Annotated in this window: 34 protein-coding genes and 1 tRNA gene; 27 read left to right on the top strand and 8 right to left on the bottom strand. The window is 55.3% G+C overall.

Going from position 1 to position 26,298, the window contains the following annotated elements; genetic code table 11:
* Position 1: 1 nt before the first annotated feature.
* The 11 genes from ACYVJQ_RS11765 to ACYVJQ_RS11715 all read left to right on the top strand — a co-directional run bounded on the left by ACYVJQ_RS11765 (position 2) and on the right by ACYVJQ_RS11715 (position 6,898).
* Positions 2-1,213: a phage major capsid protein gene (locus tag ACYVJQ_RS11765; RefSeq protein WP_460893270.1), complete on the top strand. Its 1,212-nt coding sequence runs from the start codon at positions 2-4 to the stop codon at positions 1,211-1,213.
* A gap of 89 nt (positions 1,214-1,302) precedes the next feature.
* The gene (locus ACYVJQ_RS11760; protein ID WP_460893269.1) at positions 1,303-1,509 is read left to right on the top strand and encodes a hypothetical protein; all 207 of its coding nucleotides are present in this window, start codon (positions 1,303-1,305) and stop codon (positions 1,507-1,509) included.
* Positions 1,506-1,733: a hypothetical protein gene (locus ACYVJQ_RS11755; RefSeq protein WP_460893268.1), complete on the top strand. Its 228-nt coding sequence runs from the start codon at positions 1,506-1,508 to the stop codon at positions 1,731-1,733. Before ACYVJQ_RS11760 ends, ACYVJQ_RS11755 begins: the two co-directional genes overlap by 4 nt.
* Complete coding sequence (locus tag ACYVJQ_RS11750; protein ID WP_460893267.1) at positions 1,733-2,338, top strand: head-tail connector protein; 606 nt, start codon at positions 1,733-1,735, stop codon at positions 2,336-2,338. Before ACYVJQ_RS11755 ends, ACYVJQ_RS11750 begins: the two co-directional genes overlap by 1 nt.
* Complete coding sequence (locus ACYVJQ_RS11745; protein WP_460893266.1) at positions 2,338-2,664, top strand: phage head closure protein; 327 nt, start codon at positions 2,338-2,340, stop codon at positions 2,662-2,664. Before ACYVJQ_RS11750 ends, ACYVJQ_RS11745 begins: the two co-directional genes overlap by 1 nt.
* Positions 2,665-3,018, top strand: coding sequence for an HK97 gp10 family phage protein (locus tag ACYVJQ_RS11740; protein ID WP_460893265.1), 354 nt, complete (start codon positions 2,665-2,667; stop codon positions 3,016-3,018).
* Positions 3,015-3,464, top strand: coding sequence for a hypothetical protein (locus ACYVJQ_RS11735; protein WP_460893264.1), 450 nt, complete (start codon positions 3,015-3,017; stop codon positions 3,462-3,464). The genes ACYVJQ_RS11740 and ACYVJQ_RS11735 overlap by 4 nt, the downstream gene beginning before the upstream one ends.
* A gap of 12 nt (positions 3,465-3,476) precedes the next feature.
* Complete coding sequence (locus tag ACYVJQ_RS11730; protein WP_460893263.1) at positions 3,477-3,893, top strand: phage tail tube protein; 417 nt, start codon at positions 3,477-3,479, stop codon at positions 3,891-3,893.
* 4 nt (positions 3,894-3,897) lie between these two features.
* The gene (locus tag ACYVJQ_RS11725; RefSeq protein ID WP_460893262.1) at positions 3,898-4,308 is read left to right on the top strand and encodes a hypothetical protein; all 411 of its coding nucleotides are present in this window, start codon (positions 3,898-3,900) and stop codon (positions 4,306-4,308) included.
* A gap of 8 nt (positions 4,309-4,316) precedes the next feature.
* Entirely contained in the window at positions 4,317-4,643 is a 327-nt protein-coding gene (locus ACYVJQ_RS11720; protein WP_460893261.1) for a hypothetical protein, read from the top strand.
* Positions 4,640-6,898, top strand: a complete 2,259-nt coding sequence (locus ACYVJQ_RS11715) for a tape measure protein (protein ID WP_460893260.1) — start codon at positions 4,640-4,642, stop codon at positions 6,896-6,898. The genes ACYVJQ_RS11720 and ACYVJQ_RS11715 overlap by 4 nt, the downstream gene beginning before the upstream one ends.
* A 230-nt stretch (positions 6,899-7,128) precedes the next feature.
* Here ACYVJQ_RS11715 and ACYVJQ_RS11710 read toward each other — a convergent pair whose 3' ends face one another.
* Positions 7,129-7,437, bottom strand: coding sequence for a hypothetical protein (locus tag ACYVJQ_RS11710; RefSeq protein ID WP_460893259.1), 309 nt, complete (start codon positions 7,435-7,437; stop codon positions 7,129-7,131).
* Positions 7,438-7,770: 333 nt separating this feature from the next.
* Between ACYVJQ_RS11710 and ACYVJQ_RS11705 the strand changes: the two genes are divergently transcribed.
* From ACYVJQ_RS11705 to ACYVJQ_RS11665, 9 genes are read left to right on the top strand one after another with little or no spacing between them, the layout of a single operon-like run.
* A complete protein-coding gene (locus ACYVJQ_RS11705) occupies positions 7,771-9,339 on the top strand; it encodes a hypothetical protein (RefSeq protein WP_460893258.1) in 1,569 nt (522 codons plus the stop codon).
* Positions 9,339-10,025, top strand: coding sequence for a SprB repeat-containing protein (locus ACYVJQ_RS11700; protein ID WP_460893257.1), 687 nt, complete (start codon positions 9,339-9,341; stop codon positions 10,023-10,025). Before ACYVJQ_RS11705 ends, ACYVJQ_RS11700 begins: the two co-directional genes overlap by 1 nt.
* The gene (locus ACYVJQ_RS11695; RefSeq protein WP_460893256.1) at positions 10,025-11,641 is read left to right on the top strand and encodes an Ig-like domain-containing protein; all 1,617 of its coding nucleotides are present in this window, start codon (positions 10,025-10,027) and stop codon (positions 11,639-11,641) included. Before ACYVJQ_RS11700 ends, ACYVJQ_RS11695 begins: the two co-directional genes overlap by 1 nt.
* Entirely contained in the window at positions 11,638-13,158 is a 1,521-nt protein-coding gene (locus ACYVJQ_RS11690; RefSeq protein ID WP_460893255.1) for a hypothetical protein, read from the top strand. Before ACYVJQ_RS11695 ends, ACYVJQ_RS11690 begins: the two co-directional genes overlap by 4 nt.
* A gap of 54 nt (positions 13,159-13,212) precedes the next feature.
* Positions 13,213-13,554, top strand: coding sequence for a hypothetical protein (locus tag ACYVJQ_RS11685; protein WP_460893254.1), 342 nt, complete (start codon positions 13,213-13,215; stop codon positions 13,552-13,554).
* 1 nt (position 13,555) lies between these two features.
* Complete coding sequence (locus ACYVJQ_RS11680) at positions 13,556-13,918, top strand: hypothetical protein (RefSeq protein ID WP_460893253.1); 363 nt, start codon at positions 13,556-13,558, stop codon at positions 13,916-13,918.
* A 3-nt stretch (positions 13,919-13,921) separates the two neighbouring features.
* Positions 13,922-14,512: a hypothetical protein gene (locus tag ACYVJQ_RS11675; protein WP_460893252.1), complete on the top strand. Its 591-nt coding sequence runs from the start codon at positions 13,922-13,924 to the stop codon at positions 14,510-14,512.
* Between the two features lie 11 nt (positions 14,513-14,523).
* Complete coding sequence (locus ACYVJQ_RS11670; protein ID WP_460893251.1) at positions 14,524-14,730, top strand: hypothetical protein; 207 nt, start codon at positions 14,524-14,526, stop codon at positions 14,728-14,730.
* Positions 14,727-15,227 (top strand): hypothetical protein, encoded by a 501-nt coding sequence (locus ACYVJQ_RS11665; protein ID WP_460893250.1) that lies wholly within the window; start codon positions 14,727-14,729, stop codon positions 15,225-15,227. Before ACYVJQ_RS11670 ends, ACYVJQ_RS11665 begins: the two co-directional genes overlap by 4 nt.
* Before the next feature lie 31 nt (positions 15,228-15,258).
* Here the strand turns inward: ACYVJQ_RS11665 and ACYVJQ_RS11660 are convergent, their stop codons facing one another.
* The 5 genes from ACYVJQ_RS11660 to ACYVJQ_RS11640 form a co-directional block, all read right to left on the bottom strand.
* Complete coding sequence (locus tag ACYVJQ_RS11660; RefSeq protein ID WP_460893249.1) at positions 15,259-15,813, bottom strand: hypothetical protein; 555 nt, start codon at positions 15,811-15,813, stop codon at positions 15,259-15,261.
* Positions 15,814-15,823: 10 nt separating this feature from the next.
* On the bottom strand, positions 15,824-16,006 hold the full coding sequence (locus ACYVJQ_RS11655; RefSeq protein ID WP_460893248.1) for a helix-turn-helix domain-containing protein: 183 nt from the start codon (positions 16,004-16,006) through the stop codon (positions 15,824-15,826).
* Complete coding sequence (locus ACYVJQ_RS11650; protein ID WP_460893247.1) at positions 16,006-16,230, bottom strand: hypothetical protein; 225 nt, start codon at positions 16,228-16,230, stop codon at positions 16,006-16,008. Before ACYVJQ_RS11650 ends, ACYVJQ_RS11655 begins: the two co-directional genes overlap by 1 nt.
* 161 nt (positions 16,231-16,391) lie before the next feature.
* Entirely contained in the window at positions 16,392-17,747 is a 1,356-nt protein-coding gene (locus ACYVJQ_RS11645; protein ID WP_460893246.1) for a hypothetical protein, read from the bottom strand.
* A gap of 158 nt (positions 17,748-17,905) precedes the next feature.
* Positions 17,906-17,979, bottom strand: a tRNA-Ile gene (locus ACYVJQ_RS11640).
* Between the two features lie 74 nt (positions 17,980-18,053).
* On the opposite strand from ACYVJQ_RS11640, the gene ACYVJQ_RS11635 reads away from it, so the two are divergent.
* The gene (locus ACYVJQ_RS11635; RefSeq protein WP_460893245.1) at positions 18,054-18,698 is read left to right on the top strand and encodes an HAD family hydrolase; all 645 of its coding nucleotides are present in this window, start codon (positions 18,054-18,056) and stop codon (positions 18,696-18,698) included.
* A complete protein-coding gene (locus ACYVJQ_RS11630; protein WP_460893244.1) occupies positions 18,688-19,812 on the top strand; it encodes a site-2 protease family protein in 1,125 nt (374 codons plus the stop codon). The genes ACYVJQ_RS11635 and ACYVJQ_RS11630 overlap by 11 nt, the downstream gene beginning before the upstream one ends.
* Positions 19,813-20,124: 312 nt before the next feature.
* Here the strand turns inward: ACYVJQ_RS11630 and ACYVJQ_RS11625 are convergent, their stop codons facing one another.
* Positions 20,125-20,754, bottom strand: a complete 630-nt coding sequence (locus ACYVJQ_RS11625) for a tetratricopeptide repeat protein (RefSeq protein WP_460893243.1) — start codon at positions 20,752-20,754, stop codon at positions 20,125-20,127.
* A gap of 291 nt (positions 20,755-21,045) precedes the next feature.
* Here ACYVJQ_RS11625 and ACYVJQ_RS11620 point away from each other — a divergent pair, with 291 nt between their 5' ends.
* Both ACYVJQ_RS11620 and glgP read left to right on the top strand, forming a co-directional pair.
* Positions 21,046-21,549, top strand: coding sequence for a cupin domain-containing protein (locus tag ACYVJQ_RS11620; RefSeq protein ID WP_460893242.1), 504 nt, complete (start codon positions 21,046-21,048; stop codon positions 21,547-21,549).
* A gap of 353 nt (positions 21,550-21,902) precedes the next feature.
* Positions 21,903-23,600: an alpha-glucan family phosphorylase gene (glgP, locus tag ACYVJQ_RS11615; RefSeq protein ID WP_460893241.1), complete on the top strand. Its 1,698-nt coding sequence runs from the start codon at positions 21,903-21,905 to the stop codon at positions 23,598-23,600.
* Between the two features lie 148 nt (positions 23,601-23,748).
* On the opposite strand, the gene ACYVJQ_RS11610 is transcribed toward glgP, so the two are convergent.
* Positions 23,749-24,348, bottom strand: coding sequence for a hypothetical protein (locus tag ACYVJQ_RS11610; protein ID WP_460893240.1), 600 nt, complete (start codon positions 24,346-24,348; stop codon positions 23,749-23,751).
* A 329-nt stretch (positions 24,349-24,677) separates the two neighbouring features.
* Here ACYVJQ_RS11610 and ACYVJQ_RS11605 point away from each other — a divergent pair, with 329 nt between their 5' ends.
* From ACYVJQ_RS11605 to ACYVJQ_RS11595, 3 genes are read left to right on the top strand one after another with little or no spacing between them, the layout of a single operon-like run.
* Positions 24,678-25,226 carry an RNA polymerase sigma factor gene (locus ACYVJQ_RS11605; protein WP_460893239.1) on the top strand — a complete coding sequence of 183 codons (549 nt, stop codon included), beginning with the start codon at positions 24,678-24,680 and terminating at the stop codon, positions 25,224-25,226.
* A complete protein-coding gene (locus tag ACYVJQ_RS11600; RefSeq protein ID WP_460893238.1) occupies positions 25,223-25,750 on the top strand; it encodes a hypothetical protein in 528 nt (175 codons plus the stop codon). Before ACYVJQ_RS11605 ends, ACYVJQ_RS11600 begins: the two co-directional genes overlap by 4 nt.
* Positions 25,747-26,208, top strand: coding sequence for a hypothetical protein (locus tag ACYVJQ_RS11595; RefSeq protein WP_460893237.1), 462 nt, complete (start codon positions 25,747-25,749; stop codon positions 26,206-26,208). Before ACYVJQ_RS11600 ends, ACYVJQ_RS11595 begins: the two co-directional genes overlap by 4 nt.
* The last annotated feature ends 90 nt before the right edge of the window (positions 26,209-26,298 follow it).

The following is a 26,298-nucleotide window of genomic DNA, read 5'->3' as shown; positions in this document are numbered from 1 at the left end:
AATGGAAGTAAAAGAACAATTAGAGACCCTCGGCAAGGACATCAAGCAGATGGTAGAGAAAGCGAATGAGCAGACTCTATTGGCCGTGGAAGAAAAAGGGAAGGCCATTGACGCCGCCCTGAAAAGTGAGTTAGCCAACGCCCTGCAGAAGGAGCGTGAGCTGTCACAGAAGAGCTTTGACGAGCTACAGACGCAGATCAAGAAAACCGGCGGTTTCGGCGGTGAGAAAAGCGAGTCATTAGGTGACTTGCTGGCCAAAGGCATGGAAGCCAACCGCGACTTGTTGCGCCAGAAGCGTTCCGTGGACCTGGAGTTCGACATGAAAGCCGTGGGTGACATGCTGTTAGGCACTAACGTAGGTGCCGGGGTGATCCAGCCCAACGTGCAGCCCGGTATCATCAACCGCCAGGCCTATTACAACCACGTGCGCGACTTCCTGACCGTGCGCCCGACCAATTCCCCGGTAATCGCCTACGTGCGTGAGAACGGCGGAGAGGGAGCGTTCGCCACCGTGGCAGAAGGTGCCCTGAAGCCGCAGGTAGACTATGATTTATCATACCAGACTACCAACGTGCAGAAGATTGCGGGCCATATCCGCATCTCTGAGGAGATGATCGAGGACGTTCCGTTCATCACCAACTACATCACCACCCGTGGCGCTGAGGACCTGCGCTTGGTGGAAGATACCCAGATCCTGTACGGGGACGGCACCGCCACCAACCTGCGCGGTATCACCTTGGACGCTGCCGCCTTCGCCCGCCCTACGGGTATGGGCACCGTGGCCAACGCCAACAACGTGGACGTGCTCCGTGCCGCCATGGCCCAGATCCGTGTAGGCCGTTATTCTGCCTCTGCCGTGATGCTGAACCCGGTGGACGTGGCAATCCTGGAGATGGCCAAAGACACCCAGGGTGCCTATCTGTACTCCAACTTCACCAACGAGAACAGCATCCCGCGCGTGTGGGGCCTGCCGATCATCGTGTCGGATTCCATCACCGCCGGTAGCTTCCTGATAGGGGACTTCCGCAACGGGGCCGAGCTGTACGACAGAAAAGCCCTGAACGTGCGCTTCTACGACCAGGACAGAGACAATGCTATCCGCAACATGGTGACCATCGTGATTGAGGAGCGTCTGGGCCTTGCCAGCATCCGCCCGGCCTCTTTCGTGAAAGGCACCTTCGCCGCCGCCAAGACTGCTCTGGCCGCCGCTTAATCTGAGTTGAATTGCTAAAGGGTAGGGTCTGGTAGGCATTCCAGTTAAATAAGGTCCATCACCTTCGCCCGGCTCAAATTCCTACCCCTATGAAGATAAAAGCAAAAGCAACCATCGCGGGCTCCTACGGGCTCCTGGAAACCGGGCAGACCGCCAATGTGGAGGGACAGCTTGCCCAGGACCTGAAGAAGGCCGGCCTGGTGGACATCATCGATGAGAAAACCCCTGCCGATGCCCCGAAGGAAGGCACCGACATGACCGCGCTCAGGAACACCAAAACCAAGCCCAAGAAATGAGGGCCCAGGTATTGAAACGGTTCCATGACAAGGTGAAAGGGACCACCCACGACCCGAAGGACCAGGCCACCAACGTGGTGACCCTGACCGCCGAACGGCTCAAAGAACTAACCGCCAAAGGCTATGTCGCCGCACTCCCAGAAGAAACCGTGGACCAGAAAGAAGACAAGCCGGGAGCGAAACGCGCTACCAAGGAAGAAAAAGCCCCTAGAAAGACCAAGTGATGGAAGTAACGGTCCTGACTGACTTAACACCCGCGCAAGAACCCGTTTCCCTGGAACTGGCCGCCTCCTATTGCAAGATAGACGCGGACATGGCCGGGGCTGAGGGGATTCTGCTGTCCACGCTGGTAACGGCGGCCCGGCAGTGGTGTGAGCAGTACGCGGGCCTTTCCCTGGGCCCCAAGACCCTGCAGGTGAAGACCTCCCGCACGGGTTGGCAAGGGCCTGACCGGCTTCCCTATGGGCCTAACATCAAGGTAACGGCAGCAGAAGACGCGGAAGGGAACGCGGTTTCATTGGACCAGTTCGGCTCCCTCTGGTACGCTGAGTACCTGAAGGGCATGAGCGTGAACAACACCTTCAAGGAGGACTACGGGTATTTCGGGGCCTATGCAGACCCCGCCGCCTTTGAGGAGGAATATACCGTCACCTATACCGCAGGATTTGAGGAAAGCAAAGTGCCGGCCCCTATCCAACTGGCCATCCTGAAGACGGCCCTGGAACTCTACAACAACCGGGAGAACACGGTCATAGGCACCATCGTGGCAGAGCTGCCGCAGGATGCCAAAGCCCTGCTCAACCCTTACCGGGCGAAGGTCCTATTCTAATGCGGACCGGCAGAATGACCGAGCGCATTGTCTTCACCTCCCAGACCGTGGGAGAGGTGGACCTGAAAGGGGACATCACCGGCACCGAGGGAGACTCAAAGCCCTTCTGGGCCAAGGTCACCCCCATGCGCGGGGTACGCGGCCTGCAGGCAGGGCAGATCCTGAACGGCAAGCCCTACGAGGTCACCATGAGGTACCAAAGCGACTTCACCCCCACGGAGGACATGCTCATCCTGTGGGAGAACAAAAGGCTCACCATCAAAAGCGTGGAGGACGTGGACAACCGCCAGACCGAGCTTCTGATTACGGCCATAGACAGCATCTAGATGAAGCTGCAACTCAAAGGCATGGAGAAAGCCATTGCCCAGATAGGGAAGTTCCGGCTGCAGAAGCTAGGGGCCATTGCCAACGAGCTGGACCGCGCCGCCCTCATGGTGGAAAGCGGAGCCAAAAAGAACCTGACCATCAACAAGTCAGTGAAGACCAACCGGCTCAGAAGCTCCATTGTCCGGCAGGAATACGGCAGGTGGAACCGCACCGTGGGGACCAATGTGGAATACGCCCCCTTCGTGGAGTTCGGCACCTTCCGCAGCCGCGCCAAGCCTTACCTGTACCCTGCCGCCGAGGCCGAGAGGCAGCGGTTCCTGGAGAACCTTAGACGCATACTGAACACCCCATGACAGAGGACCCGCAACAGACCCTGAGAACCGCCTACCTAGCCCTGCTGAGGAACCAAGTGTTCACGGCTGGGCCGGTCTACGCGCAGGTGTACGCGGACTTCATCCCGAGCAACGCCACCCGGCCCTATGTGTTCCTGAGCCAGCAGACGGTGGCCGAGCGAAACACCGGTTCGTGTCCCTCTGCTGAGTGCACCATTCTGGTGGAGGTCGTGCAAGCCTACCAGGGCAACCTGGCCAAGACGAGCGAGGTGAATGACATGGCAAAGCAGGTTATAAAGGCCTTGGCCCCCTTGAAGACCTTCCCAGGCAACGAGTTGGAGGGGTTCAAGGTCACCAGCCACGTGCTGGAACTGAGCACCCCATTGACTGAGCAGGAGAATGACTTCATCGTCTTCCGCCGCCTGTTGAGATTCAGGGACATAGTATTTGAAACAGTAACCACCTAAAAGAATAAAGAAATGGCAGTAAATGTATTGACCGCGCAGGACATTGTCCTTACTAAAAACGGTGTTGTGGTAGGGTGTCAGCAAACAGCCACCTTAGACCTTACGGCTGAGGAGTTGGACGCGGTTTGTGCCGCTTCCGGTGGATGGGCTGAGTTCAGCAAGGGCCGCAAGTCCTGGACCATGAGCCTGGACGCGCTTCTACGGGAGGCCACCGAGGCAGACGCCGCCACGAATTACACTTTCCACGACGCCTTTGATGACTTCATCAGCCCTGACAACGTGGAGGTAAGCATGCGTATCGGCAGCTTCCTGTACGCCGGTAGTGCCTTCCATAACGGGCTAGGCGCAAGCACTTCCCAGACGGACACCCAAACGTGGACTACCTCATTGAGAGGAACAGGTCCTTTGACCAAAACCCCTGTAGTGTAACCTTATGAATACCACTAGAGGGTTTGGGCACATCACGGTGGAGGGGGTGAAATACCCCATCCGCTTTTCCCTTAACCAGACGCAGGTCTTCTGTGAGCTGGAGGGCTGCGAGCTTAAAGGCTACAATGACCTGTTCGCCATCTATGAGAACGAGGAAGGCAAGCTAACCAACCGGTTCGCAGAGCAGAAAGTCACCCCTGCCACCTTACGCCACCTGCTTTATTCCGCCCTGAAAGAGGGACATCGGGTAGAGAAACTGCCCTTTGATCTTAGTCTGGAAGACGTGGGCGACCTTTTGGACGTGCTGGACGCCGCCGCCTGGCGCAACATCACCCACCTCATCGTGAAGAAGGAGGAAGCCCCAAGCCCAAACGACAGCCCAAAGCCGGAGGAGAGCAGCCTGAGCGCAGCCTAGACTGGGCCTTGGTCCGCAGGATCGGGTTCGGGCAACTGAACCTCAAACCCTGGGAGCTTTGGGACCTGAGCTGGGGGGAGTTCTGGGAGATGTACGAGGGGTGGCAGGTACGGCGGGAGTATGAGTTCGAGCATACCCGCTTTCTGACCTGGACCATCAACGCCACTGCCTGGAACCCGCAGCGGTCCTGGAAAACCCCGGCGCACGTCATGCCCCTGGCAGAGATCGACCCGAGGCCCAAGCACACCACCGCTGAGGAGATAGAGGCTTTTAGGCAGCGCATAAGCAAGAGACTAGGAAGGGAGATCACCTTTCAGAAACCCATAAGCGAATGAATATTAGTGAGCTGAACGTCGTTATTGGAGCAGAGATTTCCGACCTGGACCGGGGCCTGAAACAGGCCTCTTCCTCTGTCAGGGGCTTTGAGGGCGATGTAAAGCGAACATCGGGTAGTGTTGAAAGGGGCACCTCAGATATGGGCAAGGGCTTCAACAGCCTGGGCAATATCGCCAAGGGGGTAGGGGTGGCCATGGTTGCCGCCTTCTCCGTGGACGCCCTGCTCAACATCGGGCGGGAGATCATCAACACCACCGCCAACTTCCAGAAGATGGAGGCGGTGCTCACCAATACGCTAGGAAGCCAGAGCGCGGCCCAGAACGCCATGCTCATGATACAGGACATTGCCGCCAAGACGCCCTTCAGCGTGGAGCAACTGTCTGAATCCTTCGTCAAGCTGGCGAACCGGGGCATTAAGCCCACCTCCGACGAGATTATCAAGTTAGGGGACCTGGCCGCCTCCACCGGGAAAGACTTTGACCAGCTCACCGAGGCCATGCTGGACGCCTTGACGGGCGAATTTGAGCGCCTCAAGGAGTTCGGGGTCACCGCCAAGGCCCAGGGGGATAAGGTCGCCTTCACCTTCAAGGGGGTCACCACCGAGGTACAGAAAACCGACAGCGCCATCAAAGCCTACGTGCTCTCCCTAGGGGAGGCGGAAGGTGTTTCCGGGGCCATGGCGGGTATCTCCGGTACGTTGGGGGGAAGGATCAGCAACCTGGGCGACACGTTTACCAACCTTTTCAAAACCATAGGGGACGGCACCAGCGGCCCCCTGAACTTCTTCGTGGGTGCCCTGGCCGATTTGGTGGAAGGGGCCCGCAAGGCCATCGCCTCCAATGAACAGTTAGCCAAAGAAGGAGCCTCCAAAGCCGTTTCCTCCTATGCCGAAGCCCTGGCCACCGAGTTCAAGGCCCTTTCCGCGCAGGCAAAGGAGGCCGGGTGGGACGTGCAGGCCGCACTGGATTCGGCCTTTGACGCCAAAAAGACCCCGCTGGAACAGGCCCTGCAGAACATCACCAAGGAAATTGCCAGGGTGCAGGGCCAATTAAACTCCCCTGCCATTGCCAACAACGCCTTCATGTCGGGGGACCTGAACAAGGAACTGGTGAAACTCCTGACCGCCTATGAAACGGTGAACGGGAAGCTCAACACCTTGAAGGAAACCTATAATTCGGTAGGCCAGGCCGCCAAGAACGCCACCTCTGAGCAGGTAGCCGCCTTCGGCATCCTGACCAACCTGCAGAAAGACCTCTCTAACCTAAAGGAAGACCAACTGACCGCTACCTCAGCGGGGGAAATTGAGGGCATCAACGCCCAGATAGCCGCCAAAGAGGCCGAAATCCAGAAATACCAGGAGTTAGGGGACGCCCAGCGCAACCAACAGAAGGTTTTACAGGACCTGAACGAGGAACTAAGCCTGAACAAGCTGTATGCCGAGGCCCTGGGTAAGTCCTACGACTACGTGGGGCAGCGCATCGGCACCCTGGACGGGGGCATCAAAGAACTTATCCAGGCCGGTTTCAAGCCCGGTTCCGCCGCCGTGCAGAATTTCCGGGCAGAGTTGGAGATGCTAAAGGCCTTTGATTCCAGAGAGGGGATAGATCTTTTGGCGGATTCCTTCACCAGGGTTACCGAGGAGATCAAGAAAGCACGGGAGGAAATGAAAGACTTCCCCCCTGAGAAAATCACCCAAGAGAATGCCCCCCAAACCCAGTCCTATGACCTGCCTTTAAGCGATGCGGAAACCCGTGCAAGGGAATTTGCTGGGAGGATGTACGCCACGGGGGAAGAATTGGCCCTAGCCCTGCAGGGGATGGCCGTTGAAAGCCTGATCTACCTGGGGGAAACCCTGGGGGACGTGTTCACCGGCTCTTTTGGGGGCCTGGAATCCTTCTTTAAGGGGATATTAGGCATCATAGGGGACTTTATGTCTCAGTTTGGGCAGCAGTTGATTGCCCTCGGGGTGGGTAAACTCGCCTTAGATACCCTGTTCAGCAACCCCGTGACCGCCATTGCCGCCGGGGTGGCCCTGGTTGCTTTGGGCGGGATAGTCAAGAGTATCAGCGCCAAAGGAACCAGCGGGATAGGTACCGGAGGGGGCACGGGAAGAATCTCTTCCTACTCCCCCCCTTCCTCCCGCAGCACCTTCCAGGGGCCAGGGAACGCGCAGTCTCAGGAGATCACCTGGACCATCAAGGGAACCGATTTAGTGGGCGTCCTGCGCAAGCAGGCATACGTGGCCGGCAGGTAATGGCGACCATGCTGCTGACCCTGGAAAGCGTGACCTGCGCCCTGAGCGGCGGGGTCATCACCGTGCTGGTGGAATCGGACGCCGAGAACACCCGCGTCCACCTGGTGAGCAACCCGCCCAAGTACCAGGACATCATAGGCGCGGGCTACGTCACCTTCACCGGCGTGCCCAACGGAACCTACACGCTGTTCGCGCGCGACAAAGCCGACCTGGAATCCGTCTCCCCTAACTTAGAGGGGGTACAGGTGGACTGCGTGGTGCGCCCGGTCTGCGACCTTTCCATCACGTCGGTGGTGACCACCCCGGCCCCCGGCATCTACGGCCTGGGCACGGTGACCGGCACCGCCAACTCTTCCAGCCCCTACCTGCGCTGGAGCGTGGACGGGGAACTGTGGCAGCAAAGCCCCACCCTGGCCGCCTACGCGGGCGCGGGAACGCTGCAGGTGCGGGACGAGAACCCGCTGTACGAAGCCGAATACTGGTGCACGGCCTCCCTGTCCTACGTGGTGCGGGTGGCCGAGACCTACGGCCCGAGGCACGTGCTGGCCTTTGATGACGTGGACGCCCGGCCCCTGGGGCTGGCCATCCACCAGCGCAACTACGAAGGCACCCCGGAGGACATCTGCGGGGGCGGCTCCCCGGTGGTCATCGACTACCCGGACCCTAGCCCCGATAAATACGAGGCCATCGCGGAATCCAAGTGCACCCTGTCGCTGCTTTCGGAAAGGGCGTCCCAGTTCCTGGGCTTCTACTCCGCCGACGAGCGGGAGCACCGGGTGGACATCACCTCTGGGGGAGAACTGTTCTGGCGGGGCTTCATCCTGCCGGACGTGTACAACGAGCCGTTCATCGCCCCCCCCTACGAGGTGCAGGTGACGGCCTCCGACGGGCTGGGAACACTCAAGCATTACCCGTACACCGACCCGAACGGGAACCCCTTCACCGGGGAACGCCGCGCCCTGGACGTGATCTTCGACTGCCTGGACCGGCTGGACCTGGGCCTGCCGCTGGTGAGCCTGGTGGACGTGTACGAGGATTCCATGGTGGAGACCACCGACCTGCAAGACCCGAACCCCATTGTCTCTGACCCGCTTTTTCAGGTGGAGCTGCCTACTTCCGCCTTCCTGGACGCCAAGGGGCTGCCCGTGGACTGCGAGACCGCCCTGCGGCAGGTGCTGGAGACCTTCGGGGCTCGCATCTACCAGGCGAACGGGCGCTTTTACGTGGAGTGCGTGGACGCCAAGCGGGGGACGGTCTGGGCGGTGACCTACACCAAGGACCGCGCCTTCGAATCCTACCAATTAGTAAGCCCCGTCATCGCCACGGCCCTGCCCAACACGGGCGGCCTGCAGTGGATCGGCGGCACCCAGCAGCGGGAGATCATCCCCGCCTACAAGCACACGGTGGTGCGCTCGGAGCTGCAGATACTGGAGAACCTGGTGCCCGGCGGCGACCTGCGGCCCGTGGACTTCACAGGCAGCGGCCTGCTGAAAGGCTGGGTCGCCCTAGGCCCAGACAATACCCCGGTACCCTACGCCCACGCGGTGGAGGGCAAGGACAAGCGGTCTGTCTCCTTCCAGGGGCCCACGCCCATCGACCAGGGGGCGGCCAATAGATGGGTAAGCCCGTCTTTTCCGCTGGCCTACGAGATGGATACCACCCTGTATGTGAAACTGAGCTACAAGGTGGAGGCGGTGCCCGATACCCTGAGCGACCCTATTTTATATTTCCGCCTGACCGACGGCACCCACACCTACACCAACCTGGGCTGGCAGAGCGCGGGGGAGTACGCCTTCCACGTGAACGACCAGCCCGCCAAGGACGCCTTTGAGTTGATTATACCGGGCGTACCGGCGGACGGCAACTACCGGCTGGAGGTCCTGGAGGCCTCCAATAACGTGGATCTGGCCGACTTCCGCCTGTACGGGGCGCGGCTGCAGGCCTTGCCCCAGGGCGTGTACCCCTATGAGGAGAACACCGTCACGGTCACCAACCCCAAACGTTACAGCTTCTCGCCCCCGGTGCGGGAGGTCTACTTCACCGACACGCAGCCCACCGCCAACTTCCGGCTGGTGCACGGCAATTACCTGGCCGTGGCCGGGAAGCAGTCCACCGGCTGGCACCTCAAGGGGCAGGGGGGCAGCAACAACCTGGCGAATTTACTGGCCGCCAATATCGCCTACAACTACTCGCGCCCCTCGCACCTGCTGCGCGGTTCCCTGGAGGGGGTGGTGAGCTACTTCAACACCATCCAGGAGCCTTACGACGGAGGCCGGCTGTTCATGTGGGGCGGCCTGAGCATGGACCTTCGGATGGCCACCCATACCGGCACCCTGCTGGAGCTGGTGACCCCGCTGGGGCCCCGCGTGTACCGCGTGCTGGAGGCAAGGGGAAAACGCAAATTAGAGAACGGAGCATTTAGAACCCTGGAGCGAGTATAATGGAAGACCTAAGCATAAGCGAATTACCGGAACTGCTGAACCTGGCAGATGATGACCTGATAGAGGTGGTGGATTTCTCGGAGCCGGACCCGGCCAAGAAGAATAAGAAACTACAGGTGGCCACCCTCAAGGCCTGGATTCAGGCCCTCATTGATGCCTCTATAGGGGAAGCGGTTCCTGCCCCTGGCCTTTCCGTTTCCACCACCCAGAGTAACGTGAGCACCAACGGCGGCACCAACGGTTCCATCACCGCCACGGGCAGCGGCGGGACTGGCCCTTATACCTACAACCTGAACGGCGGGGCCTACCAGGGCTCCGGCACCTTTTCGGGGCTGGCTTCTGGCACCTACAGCGTGGGCGTGAAAGACAGCACAGGGGCCACCTTCTCCAAGTCGGTGACCCTGACCCAACCGGCGGGGGAACCGACCTACAACTCCTCTTTGACTACGGGACAGCAAGCAGAGGGGGTGACGCTTACGGCCCAGGCCGGGGTGGTCTTCAAGTTCAACGCGCCGCAGCCGGGCGGCGATCCCTTCCCGGCGGTCATGGAGCTCTACGCGGGAGGCACGGCCATTGGGCAGGTGGACTTCAACGCGCCCTACATCGGGCAGGTCTGCGGCATCGTCTACAACGGCACCACCTACCATAAGACATTCACCAACGGAACCCTTAACATCCTCGCATAATGGCAATCCTACAAACCGGCCTGAGCATTATCCACTACAACGGCGCCACCCTGACGCTGGCCAACCAAAGCTGGAAGGGTAACCTGAAGGCCCTCTACAAGACCAACAATACCAGGAACGGGTGGGTGAGCTACAAGCCCTCTGCCGCTTTCCCCGCCGTGACGCAGGTGGTGGACGGGGACCACTACCTGGTGGACGTGCTCACCTCCTTTGACTTCCCCGGCGCCAGCCTGACGGGCACGGATGCCACGCTGGAGATATTGCTTATAGATAATGTGGTGACGGAGGGTAGCAGCAACCCGGCAAGCAGCGATGCGGTTTACCAGGCCATTAACCCGGCTTTGAAAAACCTTTCCGGGTTGAATCCTGCATGGTCTAGCTCTGAGGGAACCACGGCCAAGCTCACCGCTTCCGGCAACATCAACCTGGCCTATTCCGCCGACACCGTGCCCGCCCACGCCACCCTGTTCTTTTACCAGGACGCCACGGGCAGCCGCACGCTGACCATTAACGGGGCCTCCGTTCCGGTGAACCCCGCCGCGAACTCCTGCACGCTGGTGGGCCTGGCCTGGGATGGGGTGACCCTGAAGCTACTGAGTGACTACAGCACCACCACGACCACCGAGCCACCGGCCACGAACGGGGCACCGGTTATTGCGCAGCAGATCGCCAACGCCTCCATGGGCGAGGGTGAGACCGAGAGCATCCCTTTGGCCGGGAAGTTCACCGACCCAGAGGGTGGGGCGCTGACCTACACCGTCACCTCCTCCAACCCCACGGCCATCACGGCGGGCATAGACGCGGACAATCTGGTGATAAACTACAATACGCCGGGTTCTTCCACCATCACCCTGAAGGCCAAGGACGCGCAGAACGCGGAGACCGCCATGACCTTTACCCGCACTTCCACCGAAGCCACGGAGAACCCGCCAGCGGGGGGGATTGAGTCCCGCCGCTACTACTCTGATTACACCATGGAGGACGCCAATATCACCACTACAGGCACCGGGGCGGATAGGGTGATAGTTTCCATCAACAACAAAACGGCCACCTCTACGGAGTTCACGGACTTGGTGGTAGACCCAAGCGGAACGGGGGCAAAGGTAGTACCAAACGCCTTAGATGGTTACCAAGCCATTGAAATCAGACCGGGAGATAAACTGCATTGGAACACCGGGGAGCAGGCCATTAAGCCCATGACCATCATCACGGTATGCAAACACCTAACGGCGGGGGCTTACCGGTATATGCAGCAATCCAACCCGGTTGCGTACGGGATAAACGGCCTGAAACCCTACATTATGGGGGGCGCCAATACCGTGCTGGAAGCCGAATCTGATATTACCCTGAACAAGTGGATGGTCATGGTACACCAGTTCGGGGCGCTGGAAGGAGCCACGGCTACGGGTAAGATATTCGTGAACAAGACCAAGGTGAAAGAAGGTCAGATTGAGGCTTTGGAGAGTACGTGGGCTATCAATCTATACGAGGCCACCGGACTGTCTGCCCATTATATGTTAGCGGAGCATAGGCTACTGAAAGAGGGCATAAGCGAGGTAGAAATACAGTCTATCGTAGACGAGTTACTGGCTAAATACCCATCTATCACGGTATGAGAAGCACTATTATAAGCCTGCTAGGAAAGGGCCAGAGCGCGACCCTTTCCCAACCGCCCGCGCCCATAGGAGGTGACTTTACGAAAAACGTGCGCGTGGTGCCCTATTCGCAGCAGCAGACGGAGAGGTATACCGCCTTCGGGTTTGCCATGCAGACCGGGGCGGATAGGATCACCTACATCTGTAGAGAAGGTATCAGCCAGACGGAGCCGGACGGTTCGCACTCCTACGCCCACATGTACAAGGGTGACACGATGCAATTTCATTATTACCCTAGTACGGATACGTTCTCTGAAAAAACCACCATTGACACCGAGCCTGACCGCGATTTAAGTGACTGCTACGGCGGCGCGATGGACAACGGGAAGTATGTGTATTTCTCCTCTAAAAGCCCCGTGGCCATACGGTATATTTCTACCGCCCCGGAAACACCGGGGAATGCCGAGCCTTTCTTAAGGATTGCCAATGATGATAACCTGAATTGGGGCTCTAGAAGATACCTGTTCACCGACCCCGGCGCCAACAACGTGCCAGAGGTCACGCAGTCTTGCAGCACGTTCGGCCCCATCACCAAGGGGGATGCGCCGGGGGAGTACCTTATAGGGTTCTTCCAGTTCGGCTATACGGCAGGTTCGCCGGGCCGGGGCTGGTGCATCAAGACCACCGACTATTTCCAGACGTGGACGTTCCATAAAATCCACGAAAGAAGCGGGTTCTCTGAAATCCAGGTCCTGCACATGGGCCAAAACAGGGTAATGGCCCTTTTGCGCTTTGACCAAGGGGCCACGGTGGTAGGGTTCAAGTCTACGGACGGTGGGGTTACGTGGGCCGAAACCGCCTTCACCCATGACACGCCGCTGTTTGACGCGCCTACGGTTATTCACCTGTACCGTGATTTAGACGGCACGGCGGGCTTTATGTACCAGGACCGGGGCACCAAGTTTATAAGCCATATCCGGGGTATCACCTGGGAGATGTTTATAAATAACACCTTGCCGCCCTCTGAGCTGTTTTATTACAACTGGAACGGGGAAACGGGCGGTAACCCGGCTTTGGGATATCAATGTGTAGTGGTATTGGGGCCGAAAAAAAACTTTGTCATTTTCGGACATGAGAACACGCACAACGATGCGGATCTGATGTATTCGCTGGTGGACTTTGACGCCGATGCAGGCCCGGCCCCACAGCCGCCTGAGTTGATGGTGCTGAACAATACCAGTACCTCTTTTGGGTTCAGGATGCCTACGAAAGAGTTGAACGGCGTGGGCTACACGTTGCAGGACTTGCAGTTGATAAGGGAGTGGAGGATTGATTTGGCCACCGATGCCGCCTTCACTCAATTCGTAAGCGCGGGAACCTTTTACCCCGACCCTAGCCGGTTGATGCAGAATTTCAAGCTGCCTTCTACCTATACTTATTTCTACGGATTGACCCCCGGCCAGACCTATTACGTGCGGGTGAAGGCCGTGAACAAGAACGGGTCCAGCGCCTACCGCACCCTGACCCATACCCTGTAGGGTGGGGTTGAAACGAAAAGAAATAGTCCCCCTATAAAATATTATATGCCAGATATGCCCGACAGCGCGAAAATAGTACGGCTTGAAGAGAAGGTGAAATACCTGGAAGACAGAGCGTCTAAGAGCGAGCAGAAGATAAGTGACTTGGAGGGGCTCGTGAGCGTGTACCAGGCCTCCACCGGGCAGGTGAAGAACAAGCTGGACCAGATCTACAACGCCATCATAGGCGACGAGATGGGCAACATCGGGCTGGTGAAGCGGGTGGCCAACATTGAGACGGTCATCGCCTGGATAAACGCCAAGAAGTCCACCATCGTGGGCGGGGTGGCCGCGCTCGGGGCCGCCGGGGCCGGGGGGTATTGGCTCTTTGAGAAGATAATTGCATGGCTAGGATAATATGAGAGACCTGTTTCAAGACTTCACCCTTTCCCGCTACATGGTGCTGCTCCTCGTGCTGGCCTGCCTGACCGGGCTGCTGTACCTGTGGGGCTTCTTTCGGCTGGCCAAGAACATCACCTTTGACTGTTTGATGGACCACAAAACAGGCTATTATACCATCAACAACCTGTCACGGTACACCATCCACTGGGCCTTCCTGTTCGTGTTTGTTTCCACTCACTATAATGTGAGCATCAAGCCCGCCTTCAAAATCACCACCATACCCTTGAGTGAGATAGAGTACGTGCTTCTATTGGGCTTCATCATTGGCGCTGAGGCCGTGAAAAGGATGAAGACGCCTACCAACCAAACCATAGAATAGACCATGGTAAAAGACAGATTCTTTGACAGCATCCGGGCAAGCTTATTCAAAGGCAAGTTCACGCAGCCCCAGGTGGACAACATTAACGCCTTGATAAACGAGTACCGGAAGTATGCGGGGCTGGACTACCGCCATCTCGCCTATATCCTGGCCACGGTATTCCATGAGACCGCTGCCACCATGCAACCCATTAGGGAGTACGGCCTGGGTAAGGCACACGACTACGGCAAGATGCTGGACGTGGGGCAGGGGCCGGGCAAGCGGGTGGCCTACACCACCCCTAACCACCTATTCTATGGCCGGGGGCACGTGCAGAACACCTGGTACTCCAATTACCGGGCCTTGACCAATTCAAATAAGATGGGGTGGGACTTTGTGAACTTCCCTGACTTGCTTTTACAGGTGGGTCCTAGTGCCTGGGCTACCTTATACGGCATGGTTACGGGCCTCTACACGGGGCGCAAGCTGCTTACCTATATCAACGATACCCAAACGGACTTTGTGGGCGCCAGGTACATTATCAACGGCAAAGACAAAGCGGAACTGATTGCGGGCTATGCCCAGAAATTCTACAACGGATTGATTCAACTTTAACCCTTACCACTATGAACATCTTACACAAAATCTTTTTCCCTGGCTTCGGCTATCCCGGTGCCATTATCTGGCATATCATTTTAGGGGGTATTATAGCCGCCCTGTTAGGCGTGGTCACCTTTGGGTACAATGGGCACGGGAACCTGTGGCTTCCTATCCTGGGGGCTGCGGTGGCCATTGTGGTGGGCTACGTGGTGCGCCTGACCTCCCGCCCATGATTTGGCTTCTAGCCGCCCAGGCCCTGGCCCTCTTCCTGGCCTACAGTTACACGGAAGGGGAGATAGGGGAGGACCATGCCCAGATACAGGCAGACGGCAGCAAAGACACGCTGAAAGAGCGGTTCCACGCCGCCAACGCGTGGGAGATGGCCGGGGTCTTGATGGGGCTGGCCTCTTCCTCGGTGCTCGCCCTGCTGTTGGACGGGAGTTATTTGCATGCAATATTATTGGCATGCGCTTTCTTCCTGTTCACGTGGGCGTGGTACGGCTTCCGGTTCACCCAAGGGCTGAACCTTGCCCGCGGGCTGGACAGGTGGTACGTAAGCAAAGACCCGAGGGCGGCAAAGACTGACCGCACCATGCAGGCCTTGGCTACCCGCTTCCACCTGGCCCCGGAAGAGGTCAACCGCCGGGTGTTCACCTATTGGCTCGGGCTCACGGGGCTGGGGTACGTGGGCGTACTGGGCTATATCCTGATTGTGAACCTTACCCCCTGAGTTTCTTCATACCTACGCTTTGAGGCCCCGGTCATTGGCTGGGGCTTTCTTTTTTCCCTATTAGGGTTCGTAAGCTAATCAGAAACTCTTCTACTTTGTCGGTCTTAATGCAAAGTCCGAAACGTACTGTATTGTAAAAGTTATTAAAACTATAACCCCAAACGGCAAAGCTGATATTAGACATATGCTCACTTCTAGAAATAAACTCCCTATAATCGTCCTTTTCAATTACGGGCTTTCCTAAAAAATCAAACGAAGAGCCATCCCCATACAAGCCTCCATTCCTGTTATATGGCTCAATATCTTTGTAGTCAGTCCACAAAAATATGGTAGTTTGGTTGGCTTTTACAGAAACGTAATCATAGTTCCCACTTTCATATTTAAATTCAACTGCCTCGTCGAATCCTGTCAATCTTCTGATACTCAGAGAGCCGAGCACCCCAAAATCAGCAGAAATTATAGAACAACCTTGTTCTAATTTTGGCAGTTTATATTTATTCCAAAGCTGCTCAATCTTTATTGCAGTTTCAGTTGTTAATCCCCCAGCTATGCGGTTTTCTTGAATAAAGTTTAATAATGAATCCATAATTACGTATTTATTTAGTTTCCAATTTATCAAAGTAGTCTGTGAGTAATTTCCGGTAGGCGGGGCTGATGGTCTGGTAGCGCCCGTTCTCCCACTCGCTTATCTTGGTGACCTTGACCCCCAGCCCGTCCGCCAACTGCCGCTGCGTGAGGCCGTGGGTGGTGCGCAGGGTGCGTAGTTCTTCCTTAGTCATTATAAATCTTTTGGCTCAGGTACCCCAAACATACTATTGGCTTGCAAAGGAATAGCGGCAGGGTGTTCCCTTCTGTCTACTACCTCCCCACTAGGCAACACACCACCGTAACCGGAAGTAGAGATTTCTATCTTCTTCATTAGGGCCAGGTTTCTATAATGGTCCTGTAGTTGATGCACTTTGTTCAGGTGCTTCTCAACAAAGGGGTCTTTCTCTTCTTCCATGACTATATGTTTTTAGTATACCTAAAGATAGCGAACGCTAACAAGAAAAGCAAACCCTTCCTTAAATTACCTACTAATAGGTATTAACCCGTATCTTTGTGTGGAAACGGAGGTCCGCCTCCGTATGCGTGAAGGCCCCGCCATGATGGTGGGGTTTTCTTTTACAGGCCCGTCTCCTTTTTCTCAGGGGCTTTCTCGATCTCCAGCCACGCAGAAAGCAGCGCCTCTAATAGCACCTCCGGCGAATGGTGCATGTAGGGGCTGTCGTTGGCGTGCCCCAGTTGCGCGTCTGCCAGGTCGTTATCCTTGCTGGCCATCTTCACGAGGGTAAAGCCCGTGTGCCGCGCCATGTGGGAGCTTATGAGTTCGTGCACCTCCTTGAAGCCTTCCTCCACGTGCCCGCCCGTCACCTTCACCGTGCGCACCTGCCGCTTGAGCCCCGCCTCCTTAGCTGCCGCCTTCAATAAGGTGTTGTAGGTGGAGGGGTTCACCTCCCCGCTCTTGGCATTCCGCCGGGGCCGGCCCTCTTTGTCCTTGGTCACCAGGTCATGCACCGGGAACTGGAAGTTGTACCGGCTTAATATAGAGAGCGCCATGGGGGGTAGGGGTACGCACAGCAGATCCCCGGTCTTGCCCTGGTTCAGGTTGATGGCGGTCACCTTGCCGCGCTTCCCGGCGTGCATCTCCAGGATGGAGGCCGCGTTGGGTTTGAGCATATCCTCAAAGCGTAGGCTTACCTGGGTATTGGCCACGAAGGCGTCTACCGCCATCCTCATGCGCGGGTTGGCGTACTCCTTATGATAGAGCTGCATCACCTCTGCCCAACTGAGGGCGGTTTTCACGGGCTTGGGGGCCTTCCGGTTCTTGATGTTGTCGGTGGGCAGGCCCAGGTAGGTGAGCCACGCCTTGATGATGGAGATGTGTTTGTTGATGGTCACGTCCTGCACGGCGCTGTTCTTGAGCAGCCACTTGCGGTACTCACCGGTGCGGCCCATCACCCCGCCGGGCTTGTCGGCCAGCTCCCGCATCTTCAGGGCCGGGTCGAACTTCTCCAGCCACTCCACCACCTGCTTGCCCTTGCGCACGTAGTTGTGCCCCTCCACCTTGCCGCTCTTGTTGCCCAGGTTCTTCTCCTCCAGGTACCAGGCGCTCCAGGCCACCCATGTCTCCCTGGGGGTCTGCGGGTCCAGGGCCTTGGCTTTCTTCAGGGCCGTGGCCGGGCGCACCAGTTCCTCCAGGTCCCGCTTGGTGGGCACGGTGCCGGCGTCGAGCAGTTCCCGGAAGCGGTTGGACACCTTGGCCTCGATGCGCTCCAGCCGGGCGTTGATCTCCAAGGAATTTTTGCCTTTTGCCTTCACCACCTGCTTTTCGTGGTTCCAATTCTCCGTTTTTACCTTCTCGCCGATGGCCATTTTAAGGCCTGGGCGGAAAAAACCGTCCGCGTGGACGATAATATTTAAAGGCCGGTACCCCTCTTTGTTGGCCTTGGGGTGGAGGTAGAACTTAACGGAAAGCATAGTCAGGAAATAGTGTGTCGCAAGTGTATATAAAAGTGTGTCGCAAGCTGCTAAACTTTTACCCGCAGGGAATGCCGTTGGGTGTATACAAATATACGCTAACTGCCTGAAAACAAAACACCCTAGGATATTTTGTGTCCTAGGGTGTTTACTATGGGTGGGCCCACTTGGAATCGAACCAAGCACCTACTGATTATGAGTCAGTTGCTCTAACCGAATGAGCTATAGGCCCGGCCAAATCTTTGATTTGGGAGTGCAATTTTACAAATTTGCAGATCAAAACACAAAACAAAACCCCATCTATCTGTGAATTTTTCTTCCATTAAGAATATCATCTTTGATTTAGGCGGCGTCATCATCAACATAGATTACGCCAAGAGTACAGACGCCCTGCGCACCTTCGCGCCGGCAGATACTACCGTAGATTTCAGCCAAAAAGCTCAGTCAGAACTCTTTGACCTCTATGAGCGCGGCGACATTTCCTCCCAAGACTTCCGCGAAGGCCTCCGGAAAGAATACGGCATCACCGCCACAGACGCCCAGATTGACGAGGCCTGGAATGCCATGCTCCTGGACATCCCTGCGGAGCGCATTGAACTGCTACGGGCCTTGAGCAAGCACTACCGGTTGTTTCTGCTTAGTAATACCAACGCCATTCACATGCTGGCCTTTAATGAGATTATGGCCACCAGTTTCCATATCCCCAGCCTGGACAGCCTCTTTGAGAAAGCCTATTACTCGCATTTGGTGGGCAAGCGCAAGCCAGACGCGGCTGTGTTTGAACATATCCTGGAAGAGAATGGTTTGCACCGCGAGGAAACCCTCTTCATTGATGACAGCATCCAGCACATTGTGGGGGCCAAAGAAGTAGGGTTGCAGACCATACATCTGGCGCCGCCGCTTACTATAAACCAGGCCTTGAAAGACGCGTTGCCGGCCCATGAAGCCTAGGCACCTGCTGCACGCGCTCCTGTTTCTGGTCACGCTGGTCACCACCACGCTGGCCGGGGCCGAGTGGCGCTTCGGGAAGTCTTACTTCTTTGACCAGCAGGGCTTCACCTGGGCGGGTTCGCTTTCCTGGGACCAGATCCTGCAGGGGCTGCCGTTTTCGCTGGCCTTTTTGGGGGTGCTTACGGTACATGAGTTCGGGCATTACTTCACGGCGCGGTACTACAAGGTAAAGGTCACGCTGCCGTATTACATACCCATGTGGCTAGGGGTCACCTCCAGTATTGGCACCATGGGCGCTTTTATCAGGATCAAGGAGCGCATCTTTTCCCGCAAGGAATTCTTTGACATTGGTATTGCCGGTCCGTTTGCGGGTTTTGCAGTGGCAGTGCCGCTGCTCTGGTACGGGTTCACCCATTTGCCCCCCACCGACTATATTTACCAGATTCACCCGGAATACCAGTTCCTTGGCAGCCGTTACGCGGAGTACGTGTACCGGGAGGCCGGGAACCTGTCTTTGGGCCGTAATCTGTTGTTCTGGTTTTTCGAGCAAGTGGTAGCGGACCCGGCGTTGCTGCCCAACCGCTATGAGATTATCCATTACCCGTTCCTGTTTGCCGGGTTTTTGGCGCTCTTTTTTACGGCGCTCAACCTACTGCCCATCGGGCAGTTAGACGGGGGGCATATTCTGTACGGCATGATGGGGTACGAACGCTTTAACCGGCTTTCGCCTATGCTGTTCACGCTGTTCATTTTCTATGCCGGCCTGGGCCTGATTCCCCTGGACACGGACCTGCTGGAATATTGGTGGCTGTGGGGAGGGTATGTGCTGTACCTGCTTATTGTCTTTAAACCCATGTTTCCGGAGGTAAAGCGCAGCGTGCTGGTGGCGGCAGGGGTATTTAGTGCGCAGTTGGCCGTGCAGTTATTGTGGCCCCAGGTGAGCGGCTATCACGGCTGGCTGGTGTTTGGCCTGGTGCTGGCGCGGGCCATGGGTATTTTTCACCCGCATTGCCCCGATGAGCGCCCACTAGGCAAGGGCCGTATTTTCCTGGGCTGGTTGGCCCTGCTGGTATTTGTGCTGTGTTTCAGCCCGGCGCCTTTTGTGATTGATTAATTGCGTTTTAAGGGTGTTTTTTGAAAAACGGGCCTGAAACGCAAGAGCTTCACAATAGCCTTTCCCTAAAAAGAAATTAAATGTAAAAGCGTTTCGGGCCTGTTTTCTGAAAAACGGGCCCGAAACGCTTTTGGCTTATCTGTCAATCTGGTAAGGAAAGTGATAACCAATCCACCATCATCCTACCTGCTGGTTTTCATCCGCAAGCAGAAAGACACGGAAGTCAGGATTTTGAGAATATCTTAAACAAGGAGGGTTAATTGGCTAGGCTTAATCCTTATCAAATGGTGATTTGACCCTCTTTTCAAGAATCTATTTGCCGCATTTCTTCTTCAGGAAACCAAGGGCGTCGTAGCCGCCCAGCACCAGGGCGCTTTCCCAATCGGCACAGGCTCCAGCCTGGTCAGACAGTTTCTCTTTAGCCAGGCCGCGGTTAATAAGGGCATCTGATAGTTCAGTGACGCTGTACCACTCGTCGCTGTGGGCCAGAAAGGCGGTGTAATCTTCAATAGTACCTTTGTAATCCTGGAGGTTGAATTTAGCGGTGGCCCGGTGAAAATACAGGAGAATGTCTTTGGGGTTGTGTTTTAAACCCAGGGTATAGTCTTCAATGGCGCCTTTGTCATTACCAACAAAAGCTTTTGAATCGCCGCGTAAGCCATAGGCCGAGGCTAAGGAGGGATTTAACTGGAGGGCCTCATCAAAATCAAGGATGGCCGCTTTATCTTCCCCCAAGTTAGACTTGGCTTCGCCGCGGTACTGGTAGGCCATATAATCCTTGGGGTTGGCCTCAATCACCTTGGTGTACGCCTGGATGGCTTGCCTGTAATCAGCGTTGTTGAAACTTTCAATGGCTTTTTTGGAAAGGCTGGCCACAGTCTGGGCCTTTACCTGGCTACTAAGAATTAAAAAGCAGAAGAATAGCAGCGAAAGGTTTCTCATATGGGCTGTAAAGATAGAATATTGATTTAAATACTATATAGACATATTTAAGTACTAAAATTATTATAAAAATGTTTTGTAAGCAATATAGAATTGGGAAAGTATAAGACAGATGGGTTACGGAAGGCCAAATTGGGCACTGCTAAATAGTATTAAGGAAGATAGAATTCACAAGGCAGGAAAAGGTTGGGCAACCGTTGTGCCAAAAGGCCAACTGGCATTTTTGGCAAGTTTATTTGAGGAAGTGCCAGCTTCGGTCTACATTTGAGATCACTAGTTTTTGAAGATCCTATGTCCCTAGACCAGCAGAAACAAGCCCTGTTTCAGGAAATAGAAGAAGAGTTGACCAACAAAGGTTTCAAGATAGCCAGCCAAGACCAGACCAGGCCCTGGGGAGGTTTCTTTGTGATAGACGAGAGCCAGGCCCAGCAGTTCGCCAATACGTATTTTGAGGGCATCTCCATAGAAGACCTGAAAATCTCAGGTAAATTAAGCCCTAAAATTCTGGTAGTGGCCCCGCAGAAACGCCTTTCCTGGCAGTACCATCACCGCCGCGCCGAAATCTGGAAAGTGATCAAGGGAAAAGTAGGGGTCGTGACCAGCCCTAATGATCAGGAAGGGGAGTTGCAGCGCCTGGAGCCCGGTGCTTTAATCACCTTGCGGCAATCTGAACGTCACCGGCTAGTAGGCCTGGAAGATTGGGCCGTGCTGGCTGAAATCTGGCAGCATACAGACGCAGAGCATCCGTCTAATGAAGAGGATATTGTGCGGGTACAGGATGACTTCGGCCGGTAAACCGGAAAGTATTTCGTTATTTTTCTAAAACCCGTTTTGAGGCCGTTTTTCAGAAAACGGCCTCAAAACGGGTTTTTTCGGTATGCTTGCCTTGATTTTTGGCGGTTTATTATCCATTTTCCACCCTTTGGGGAGGCATTGCCTGATAAAACAGAAAGAGTTAAGCTGAAGGGTCAAATAGGAAGGTGGCCGAATGGAAGAGTGCTGTCCTATCGGGTTTGCTTCTCTTGCATATAATTTCTATCATTAATTTCAATTGATATTTAGCGGAGCATCTACCGGCTGGCCGGTAAATGCCTGGCGGGCAGCGTGACAAATAGCAGCTGCCGGGTCGTAAAAAGGAAGTAAGGATTATGGGAAATTACAGCAAGTGGTATCATCCGTATACCATCAATGAGAAGTACAGTGAGCGCGTGGCGTATTTCAGTATGGAATTTGCCATTGACCAGGCCCTGAAAACGTATTCCGGGGGCTTAGGCTACCTGGCGGGCTCCCACATGCGCAGCGTCTTTGACCTGCGCCAGAACCTGATTGGCATTGGCATCCTCTGGAAGTATGGTTACTATGACCAGGTCCGGAACGATGATACCTCCATGCGGGTGCAGTTCCAGAAAAAGTACTACACCTTTCTGGAAGATACCGGTATTACGGTGCAGGTGACCATCCATAACAACCCCGTATGGGTGAAGGCGCTGGTGCTTCCGGCAGAGACCTTCGGGACGGCGCCCATGTATTTCCTGACCACTGATATCCCCGAAAACGATTACCTGAGCCGCACCATCACCCACCGGCTGTATGACCCTGAACTGCCCGCCCGTATTGCCCAAAGCATTGTGTTGGGCATAGGGGGCGCTAAGGTGGTAGAAGCTCTGGGCGGGGCCGCGGTGTACCACATGAACGAGGCGCACGCCCTGCCCCTGGTGTTCCATTTGTTTGACAAGTACCGGGATGTGCAGGAGGTGAAGAAACGCTTTGTGTTTACCACCCACACCCCAGAGAAAGCCGGAAACGAAGAGCAGGAGGTAGGGTTGCTGAATCAGATGTCCTTTTTCGGGACGTTGCCGGTAGAGGAGGCCTGCCAGTTGGTGGGTTGCCATGACGGCATTTTAAACTATACCCTTGCCGCCCTGCGCCTGGCCAAGGTGGCCAACGGCGTTTCCAAACTGCACGGCGAGGTGGCCCAGGAAATGTGGTACGGCTTTGACGGGGTCTGTGAGATTAAGTCCATTACCAACGCCCAGAACATAGCCTATTGGCAAAACCCTGCCCTCGCCCAAGCTCTGGAGGCCCAGGATAAAACCCGTTTGCTGGAATTGAAGGCCGAAATGAAAAAGCCTTTGTTTGACGTAGTGGCCGACCAAACCGGCAAGCTTTTCAAGCCTGAGGTGCTCACTATTGTCTGGGCGCGCCGTTTTGCCGGCTATAAACGGGCTGATTTGCTGCTACTTGACCTCCACCGGTTCTTTGAACTCATTAACCGCGAAGGCCAGGCCGTGCAGGTCATCTGGGCCGGGAAACCTTACCCGTTTGACTTTGGCGCCATTAACCTGTTTAACAAGCTGGTGGAAATTTCCCGGCATAAAAGCAACGTGGCCGTCCTGACAGGCTATGAGCTGGACCTATCAGCTAAATTGAAGCAAGGCGCTGACGTGTGGCTCAACACTCCCCGCCGGCCGCGGGAAGCATCCGGTACCAGTGGCATGACGGCGGCTATGAATGGGGCCATCAACTTCTCGGTGCAGGACGGTTGGCTGCCTGAATTTGGGGAGCACGGCCATAACAGCTTCCTGTTCCCCATTGTAGACGTTACGCTGCCGGACTATGAGCAGGACCAGAAAGATTATGATAACATGATGCAAATCCTGGAAAATGAGGTGATCCCCACCTATTACCAGGACAAGGACAAGTGGGCGGAAATCATGCAGAACAGCATGAAGGAAGTAAATGCCTATTTCGGTTCTGAACGCATGGCCGATGAGTACTACCGCATCTTGTACCAGGAAATGGCCGCGGCTACTTATCCAACTAAAAGGGACGTGCCTACCCCCTAAGTAGGGTAGAGGGATATTTCAGGCTTAAAAAAATCAAAGTTTGGCCAATTAGTCTCTGGCGGCAGAAGTGACATGAGAAACCCGTGAAAACAAGAAGAGCGAAGCCTTAGGCTTCGCTCTTCTTGTGTATGGAAATAAAGGGTTTAGATTAAATTAGGCTGGCCTTCCAGGTATTCCATTTCTGGAGCTGTTGCTGGTTCAGGACTGACTCAATTTTGGAAACCAATTCCAGCCTGCATTTGCGTACGGCGCGCATGTGCAGTTGCTTCACCTCATGTTTGGCCAGCTCTTCCTGCACCGCGGTTCTAATGGCGGTCAATCTTTCCTCTAGCTGGGCTCTGGTAATTTTTCCTTCCTTAAACGCTTTCAGCTTTTCCTCGCGGGCCTGGTTGGCTTTCTGCAGCAGCTCTTTGTGCAGCAGGTTAATTCTGATCAGGTGCTCAGCCACGCATTGCTGGTGCTGGCGGGCAAATCCTTTAATGGCTTTCCTTTGGTTTTCATCCAGGTTAAGCTGCTTGAGGATGGTAACCAAGGCGTGTACCCTGGTGGAGTCGCCAGGCTTGCACCTAAATTCGTCTGTTTCAGTTTGGCCAGTTACCGATGGGGCTTCTAGGTCAGGTAAATCTGCCAACTGGAATTCAGTGCCGGTTAGCTCTGTGGTGGGTTCCAGCTCTTCTTTCTGGCAGGCGGTGAAAGTCAGGAACACTGAAAAAGCCAGCATCCCCCAAGTGAGTCTCAAGTTCTTCATGTTAGTAGGTTTTGGTTAAAAATATAAGGTTAAAAGCGCACTAGTGGCCGGTTCACAAGGGTAGCAACCATCAAGCAGGGCTGCTCCGCTTGGTTTCCCTTTCCAGCCGATGGTAAAGGGAAGTTCCGGAACATGTCACTAAGAGCCACGAAAGCTGAGAAAGTTAAAAGGCTTTCAAAAAAATATTTCTCACCATCTGCAAAAGATTGATATTTAATGTGTTGTATAGTGAAAACGCCGGGATAAATTGATTTTATTGCTCGTTATTTAACTTTTGCGCTTTTTACGCCTCTAAGAAGCATGGTTGAAATTTACACCACCCAGATGGAATGACAGAACCGACAGATGAGGAGATATTGTCCTTGTTTCATGACCCCCGCACCAAAGACAAAGCCTTCACCATGTTAATGAACCAGTACCAGACCCGGATCTATTGGCATATAAGGCGGTTGGTGGTTACCCATGAAGATGCGCAAGACCTCCTGCAGGAAACCTTTATCAACGTGTACAAGCACCTGAACAATTTTGCCGGCGACAGTAAATTATATACCTGGCTTTACCGCATTGCTACTAATGAATGCCTGCGGGTGTTTAAGGAACGGAAACGGTTTTTGGTGTCTAAGGAAGAGATCAATGAGAAACTGGTAGATACCCTGCATGACTCCTGCCCCCAGGACGGCGATAAGATTTTGGTTAGGCTGCAAGAAGCCATTTTACGACTCCCCGAAAAGCAACGCTTAGTTTTTACGCTGCGCTACTATGATGAATTGCCTTACGAAGAGATAAGCCAGATACTGGATAGCTCTGTTTCTACGCTTAAGACCAATTACCACTACGCCAGCGGTAAGGTCAAGGAATTTATGATGCAGGAAATATGAAAGAAGAATTTGATTTAAACAAAATAGGCAAAAATATGCCGTACCAGGTGCCCTCCGGATTCTTTGAGGAGATTTCGGCCCAAACCCTGGCGGAGGCCAAAAGGCGCTCCCATAGCACCCGTGCTTTTTCCATAGTCTCATGGCAAGTGCTTTCCATAGCGGCCAGCGTGGTGCTGCTGCTTTTGGCGGGTTACCTGTTCCTGCCAGCTTCCCGGAACCAGACCCCTCATGTAGCCCAGGTGGCCCCGGCAGCCATGACGGTACCGCAGGCCCCGGAAATAACGGAAACCACCCCTTCGCCTCCGGTAGTGGCCAGCCCAGAGGTGGCAGCGGTTTCTGAACCGGCCCAAACAAAGAAACCAGCCAAATTGGCTTTACCTGCACCGGTGCCCCCAAAGGCCAAGCCAGAAAAAACAGAAACCCTGGACCAACTTTTAGCTTCCATTTCAGATGATGACCTGCAGCAGTTGGCCGCTCTGGCTGAATCTGAGGAATTCGTTTACGGAGAAACCATAGAACAATGAACCCTTTATTTAGAATACTAATTATCAGTGCCACCCTTCTGTTCTCTTTTCAGGCCCCGGCCCAGGACTTGAGTCGGAACGCGAAGCTGCGGGAAAGAGTCACGCAGGCTAAACTCCTGGAGATCCAGAAACACCTGGGCCTGCCCGAGGATAAGCTGAAAGCCCTGAGTCCCATTTACCAACGCTATGACGCTGAACTGGCCGCCATCCATTTTGGGAGGCCCACGCTGCCGCCCGGCAAATCACCTAAAGACCTGACCGCGGAAGAGGCTGATAAGCTGGTGGTGGCCCAATTGGACAATGCCGTTAAAATGAGCACCCTCCGGAAGAATTACTACCAGGAATTCAGGACCGTGCTGACGCCCCAACAGATTATGGCCATGTTCAGGTCTGAGGCCCAGATGCGACGCCGGGTCATGAATGAGGTAAGAAAGCGCCAAACCAATGCAGTAAAATAAAAAATGCGTTTCGGGCCTGTTTTTCAGAAAACAGGCCCGAAACGCATTTAGACCAAAAGGCTCCAAGGTCCGGGTGGAGTGGCCTTTATA

This window comes from Rufibacter soli (genome assembly GCF_054781795.1).
Note: the sequence above shows the minus strand (reverse complement) of the source record. Positions and strands in the feature narration are given on the sequence as shown.

Excerpts from the sequence above, each read along its gene's own strand:
- ACYVJQ_RS11765 (WP_460893270.1), top strand. The coding sequence starts at position 2 with ATGGAAGTAAAAGAACAATTAGAGACCCTCGGCAAGGACATCAAGCAG.
- ACYVJQ_RS11760 (WP_460893269.1), top strand. The coding sequence starts at position 1,303 with ATGAAGATAAAAGCAAAAGCAACCATCGCGGGCTCCTACGGGCTCCTG.
- ACYVJQ_RS11755 (WP_460893268.1), top strand. The coding sequence starts at position 1,506 with ATGAGGGCCCAGGTATTGAAACGGTTCCATGACAAGGTGAAAGGGACC.
- ACYVJQ_RS11750 (WP_460893267.1), top strand. The coding sequence starts at position 1,733 with ATGGAAGTAACGGTCCTGACTGACTTAACACCCGCGCAAGAACCCGTT.
- ACYVJQ_RS11745 (WP_460893266.1), top strand. The coding sequence starts at position 2,338 with ATGCGGACCGGCAGAATGACCGAGCGCATTGTCTTCACCTCCCAGACC.
- ACYVJQ_RS11740 (WP_460893265.1), top strand. The coding sequence starts at position 2,665 with ATGAAGCTGCAACTCAAAGGCATGGAGAAAGCCATTGCCCAGATAGGG.
- ACYVJQ_RS11735 (WP_460893264.1), top strand. The coding sequence starts at position 3,015 with ATGACAGAGGACCCGCAACAGACCCTGAGAACCGCCTACCTAGCCCTG.
- ACYVJQ_RS11730 (WP_460893263.1), top strand. The coding sequence starts at position 3,477 with ATGGCAGTAAATGTATTGACCGCGCAGGACATTGTCCTTACTAAAAAC.
- ACYVJQ_RS11725 (WP_460893262.1), top strand. The coding sequence starts at position 3,898 with ATGAATACCACTAGAGGGTTTGGGCACATCACGGTGGAGGGGGTGAAA.
- ACYVJQ_RS11715 (WP_460893260.1), top strand. The coding sequence starts at position 4,640 with ATGAATATTAGTGAGCTGAACGTCGTTATTGGAGCAGAGATTTCCGAC.
- ACYVJQ_RS11700 (WP_460893257.1), top strand. The coding sequence starts at position 9,339 with ATGGAAGACCTAAGCATAAGCGAATTACCGGAACTGCTGAACCTGGCA.
- ACYVJQ_RS11695 (WP_460893256.1), top strand. The coding sequence starts at position 10,025 with ATGGCAATCCTACAAACCGGCCTGAGCATTATCCACTACAACGGCGCC.
- ACYVJQ_RS11690 (WP_460893255.1), top strand. The coding sequence starts at position 11,638 with ATGAGAAGCACTATTATAAGCCTGCTAGGAAAGGGCCAGAGCGCGACC.
- ACYVJQ_RS11685 (WP_460893254.1), top strand. The coding sequence starts at position 13,213 with ATGCCCGACAGCGCGAAAATAGTACGGCTTGAAGAGAAGGTGAAATAC.
- ACYVJQ_RS11680 (WP_460893253.1), top strand. The coding sequence starts at position 13,556 with ATGAGAGACCTGTTTCAAGACTTCACCCTTTCCCGCTACATGGTGCTG.
- ACYVJQ_RS11675 (WP_460893252.1), top strand. The coding sequence starts at position 13,922 with ATGGTAAAAGACAGATTCTTTGACAGCATCCGGGCAAGCTTATTCAAA.
- ACYVJQ_RS11670 (WP_460893251.1), top strand. The coding sequence starts at position 14,524 with ATGAACATCTTACACAAAATCTTTTTCCCTGGCTTCGGCTATCCCGGT.
- ACYVJQ_RS11665 (WP_460893250.1), top strand. The coding sequence starts at position 14,727 with ATGATTTGGCTTCTAGCCGCCCAGGCCCTGGCCCTCTTCCTGGCCTAC.
- ACYVJQ_RS11660 (WP_460893249.1), bottom strand. The coding sequence starts at position 15,813 with ATGGATTCATTATTAAACTTTATTCAAGAAAACCGCATAGCTGGGGGA.
- ACYVJQ_RS11655 (WP_460893248.1), bottom strand. The coding sequence starts at position 16,006 with ATGACTAAGGAAGAACTACGCACCCTGCGCACCACCCACGGCCTCACG.
- ACYVJQ_RS11650 (WP_460893247.1), bottom strand. The coding sequence starts at position 16,230 with ATGGAAGAAGAGAAAGACCCCTTTGTTGAGAAGCACCTGAACAAAGTG.
- ACYVJQ_RS11645 (WP_460893246.1), bottom strand. The coding sequence starts at position 17,747 with ATGCTTTCCGTTAAGTTCTACCTCCACCCCAAGGCCAACAAAGAGGGG.
- ACYVJQ_RS11630 (WP_460893244.1), top strand. The coding sequence starts at position 18,688 with ATGAAGCCTAGGCACCTGCTGCACGCGCTCCTGTTTCTGGTCACGCTG.
- ACYVJQ_RS11625 (WP_460893243.1), bottom strand. The coding sequence starts at position 20,754 with ATGAGAAACCTTTCGCTGCTATTCTTCTGCTTTTTAATTCTTAGTAGC.
- ACYVJQ_RS11620 (WP_460893242.1), top strand. The coding sequence starts at position 21,046 with ATGTCCCTAGACCAGCAGAAACAAGCCCTGTTTCAGGAAATAGAAGAA.
- glgP (WP_460893241.1), top strand. The coding sequence starts at position 21,903 with ATGGGAAATTACAGCAAGTGGTATCATCCGTATACCATCAATGAGAAG.
- ACYVJQ_RS11610 (WP_460893240.1), bottom strand. The coding sequence starts at position 24,348 with ATGAAGAACTTGAGACTCACTTGGGGGATGCTGGCTTTTTCAGTGTTC.
- ACYVJQ_RS11605 (WP_460893239.1), top strand. The coding sequence starts at position 24,678 with ATGACAGAACCGACAGATGAGGAGATATTGTCCTTGTTTCATGACCCC.
- ACYVJQ_RS11600 (WP_460893238.1), top strand. The coding sequence starts at position 25,223 with ATGAAAGAAGAATTTGATTTAAACAAAATAGGCAAAAATATGCCGTAC.
- ACYVJQ_RS11595 (WP_460893237.1), top strand. The coding sequence starts at position 25,747 with ATGAACCCTTTATTTAGAATACTAATTATCAGTGCCACCCTTCTGTTC.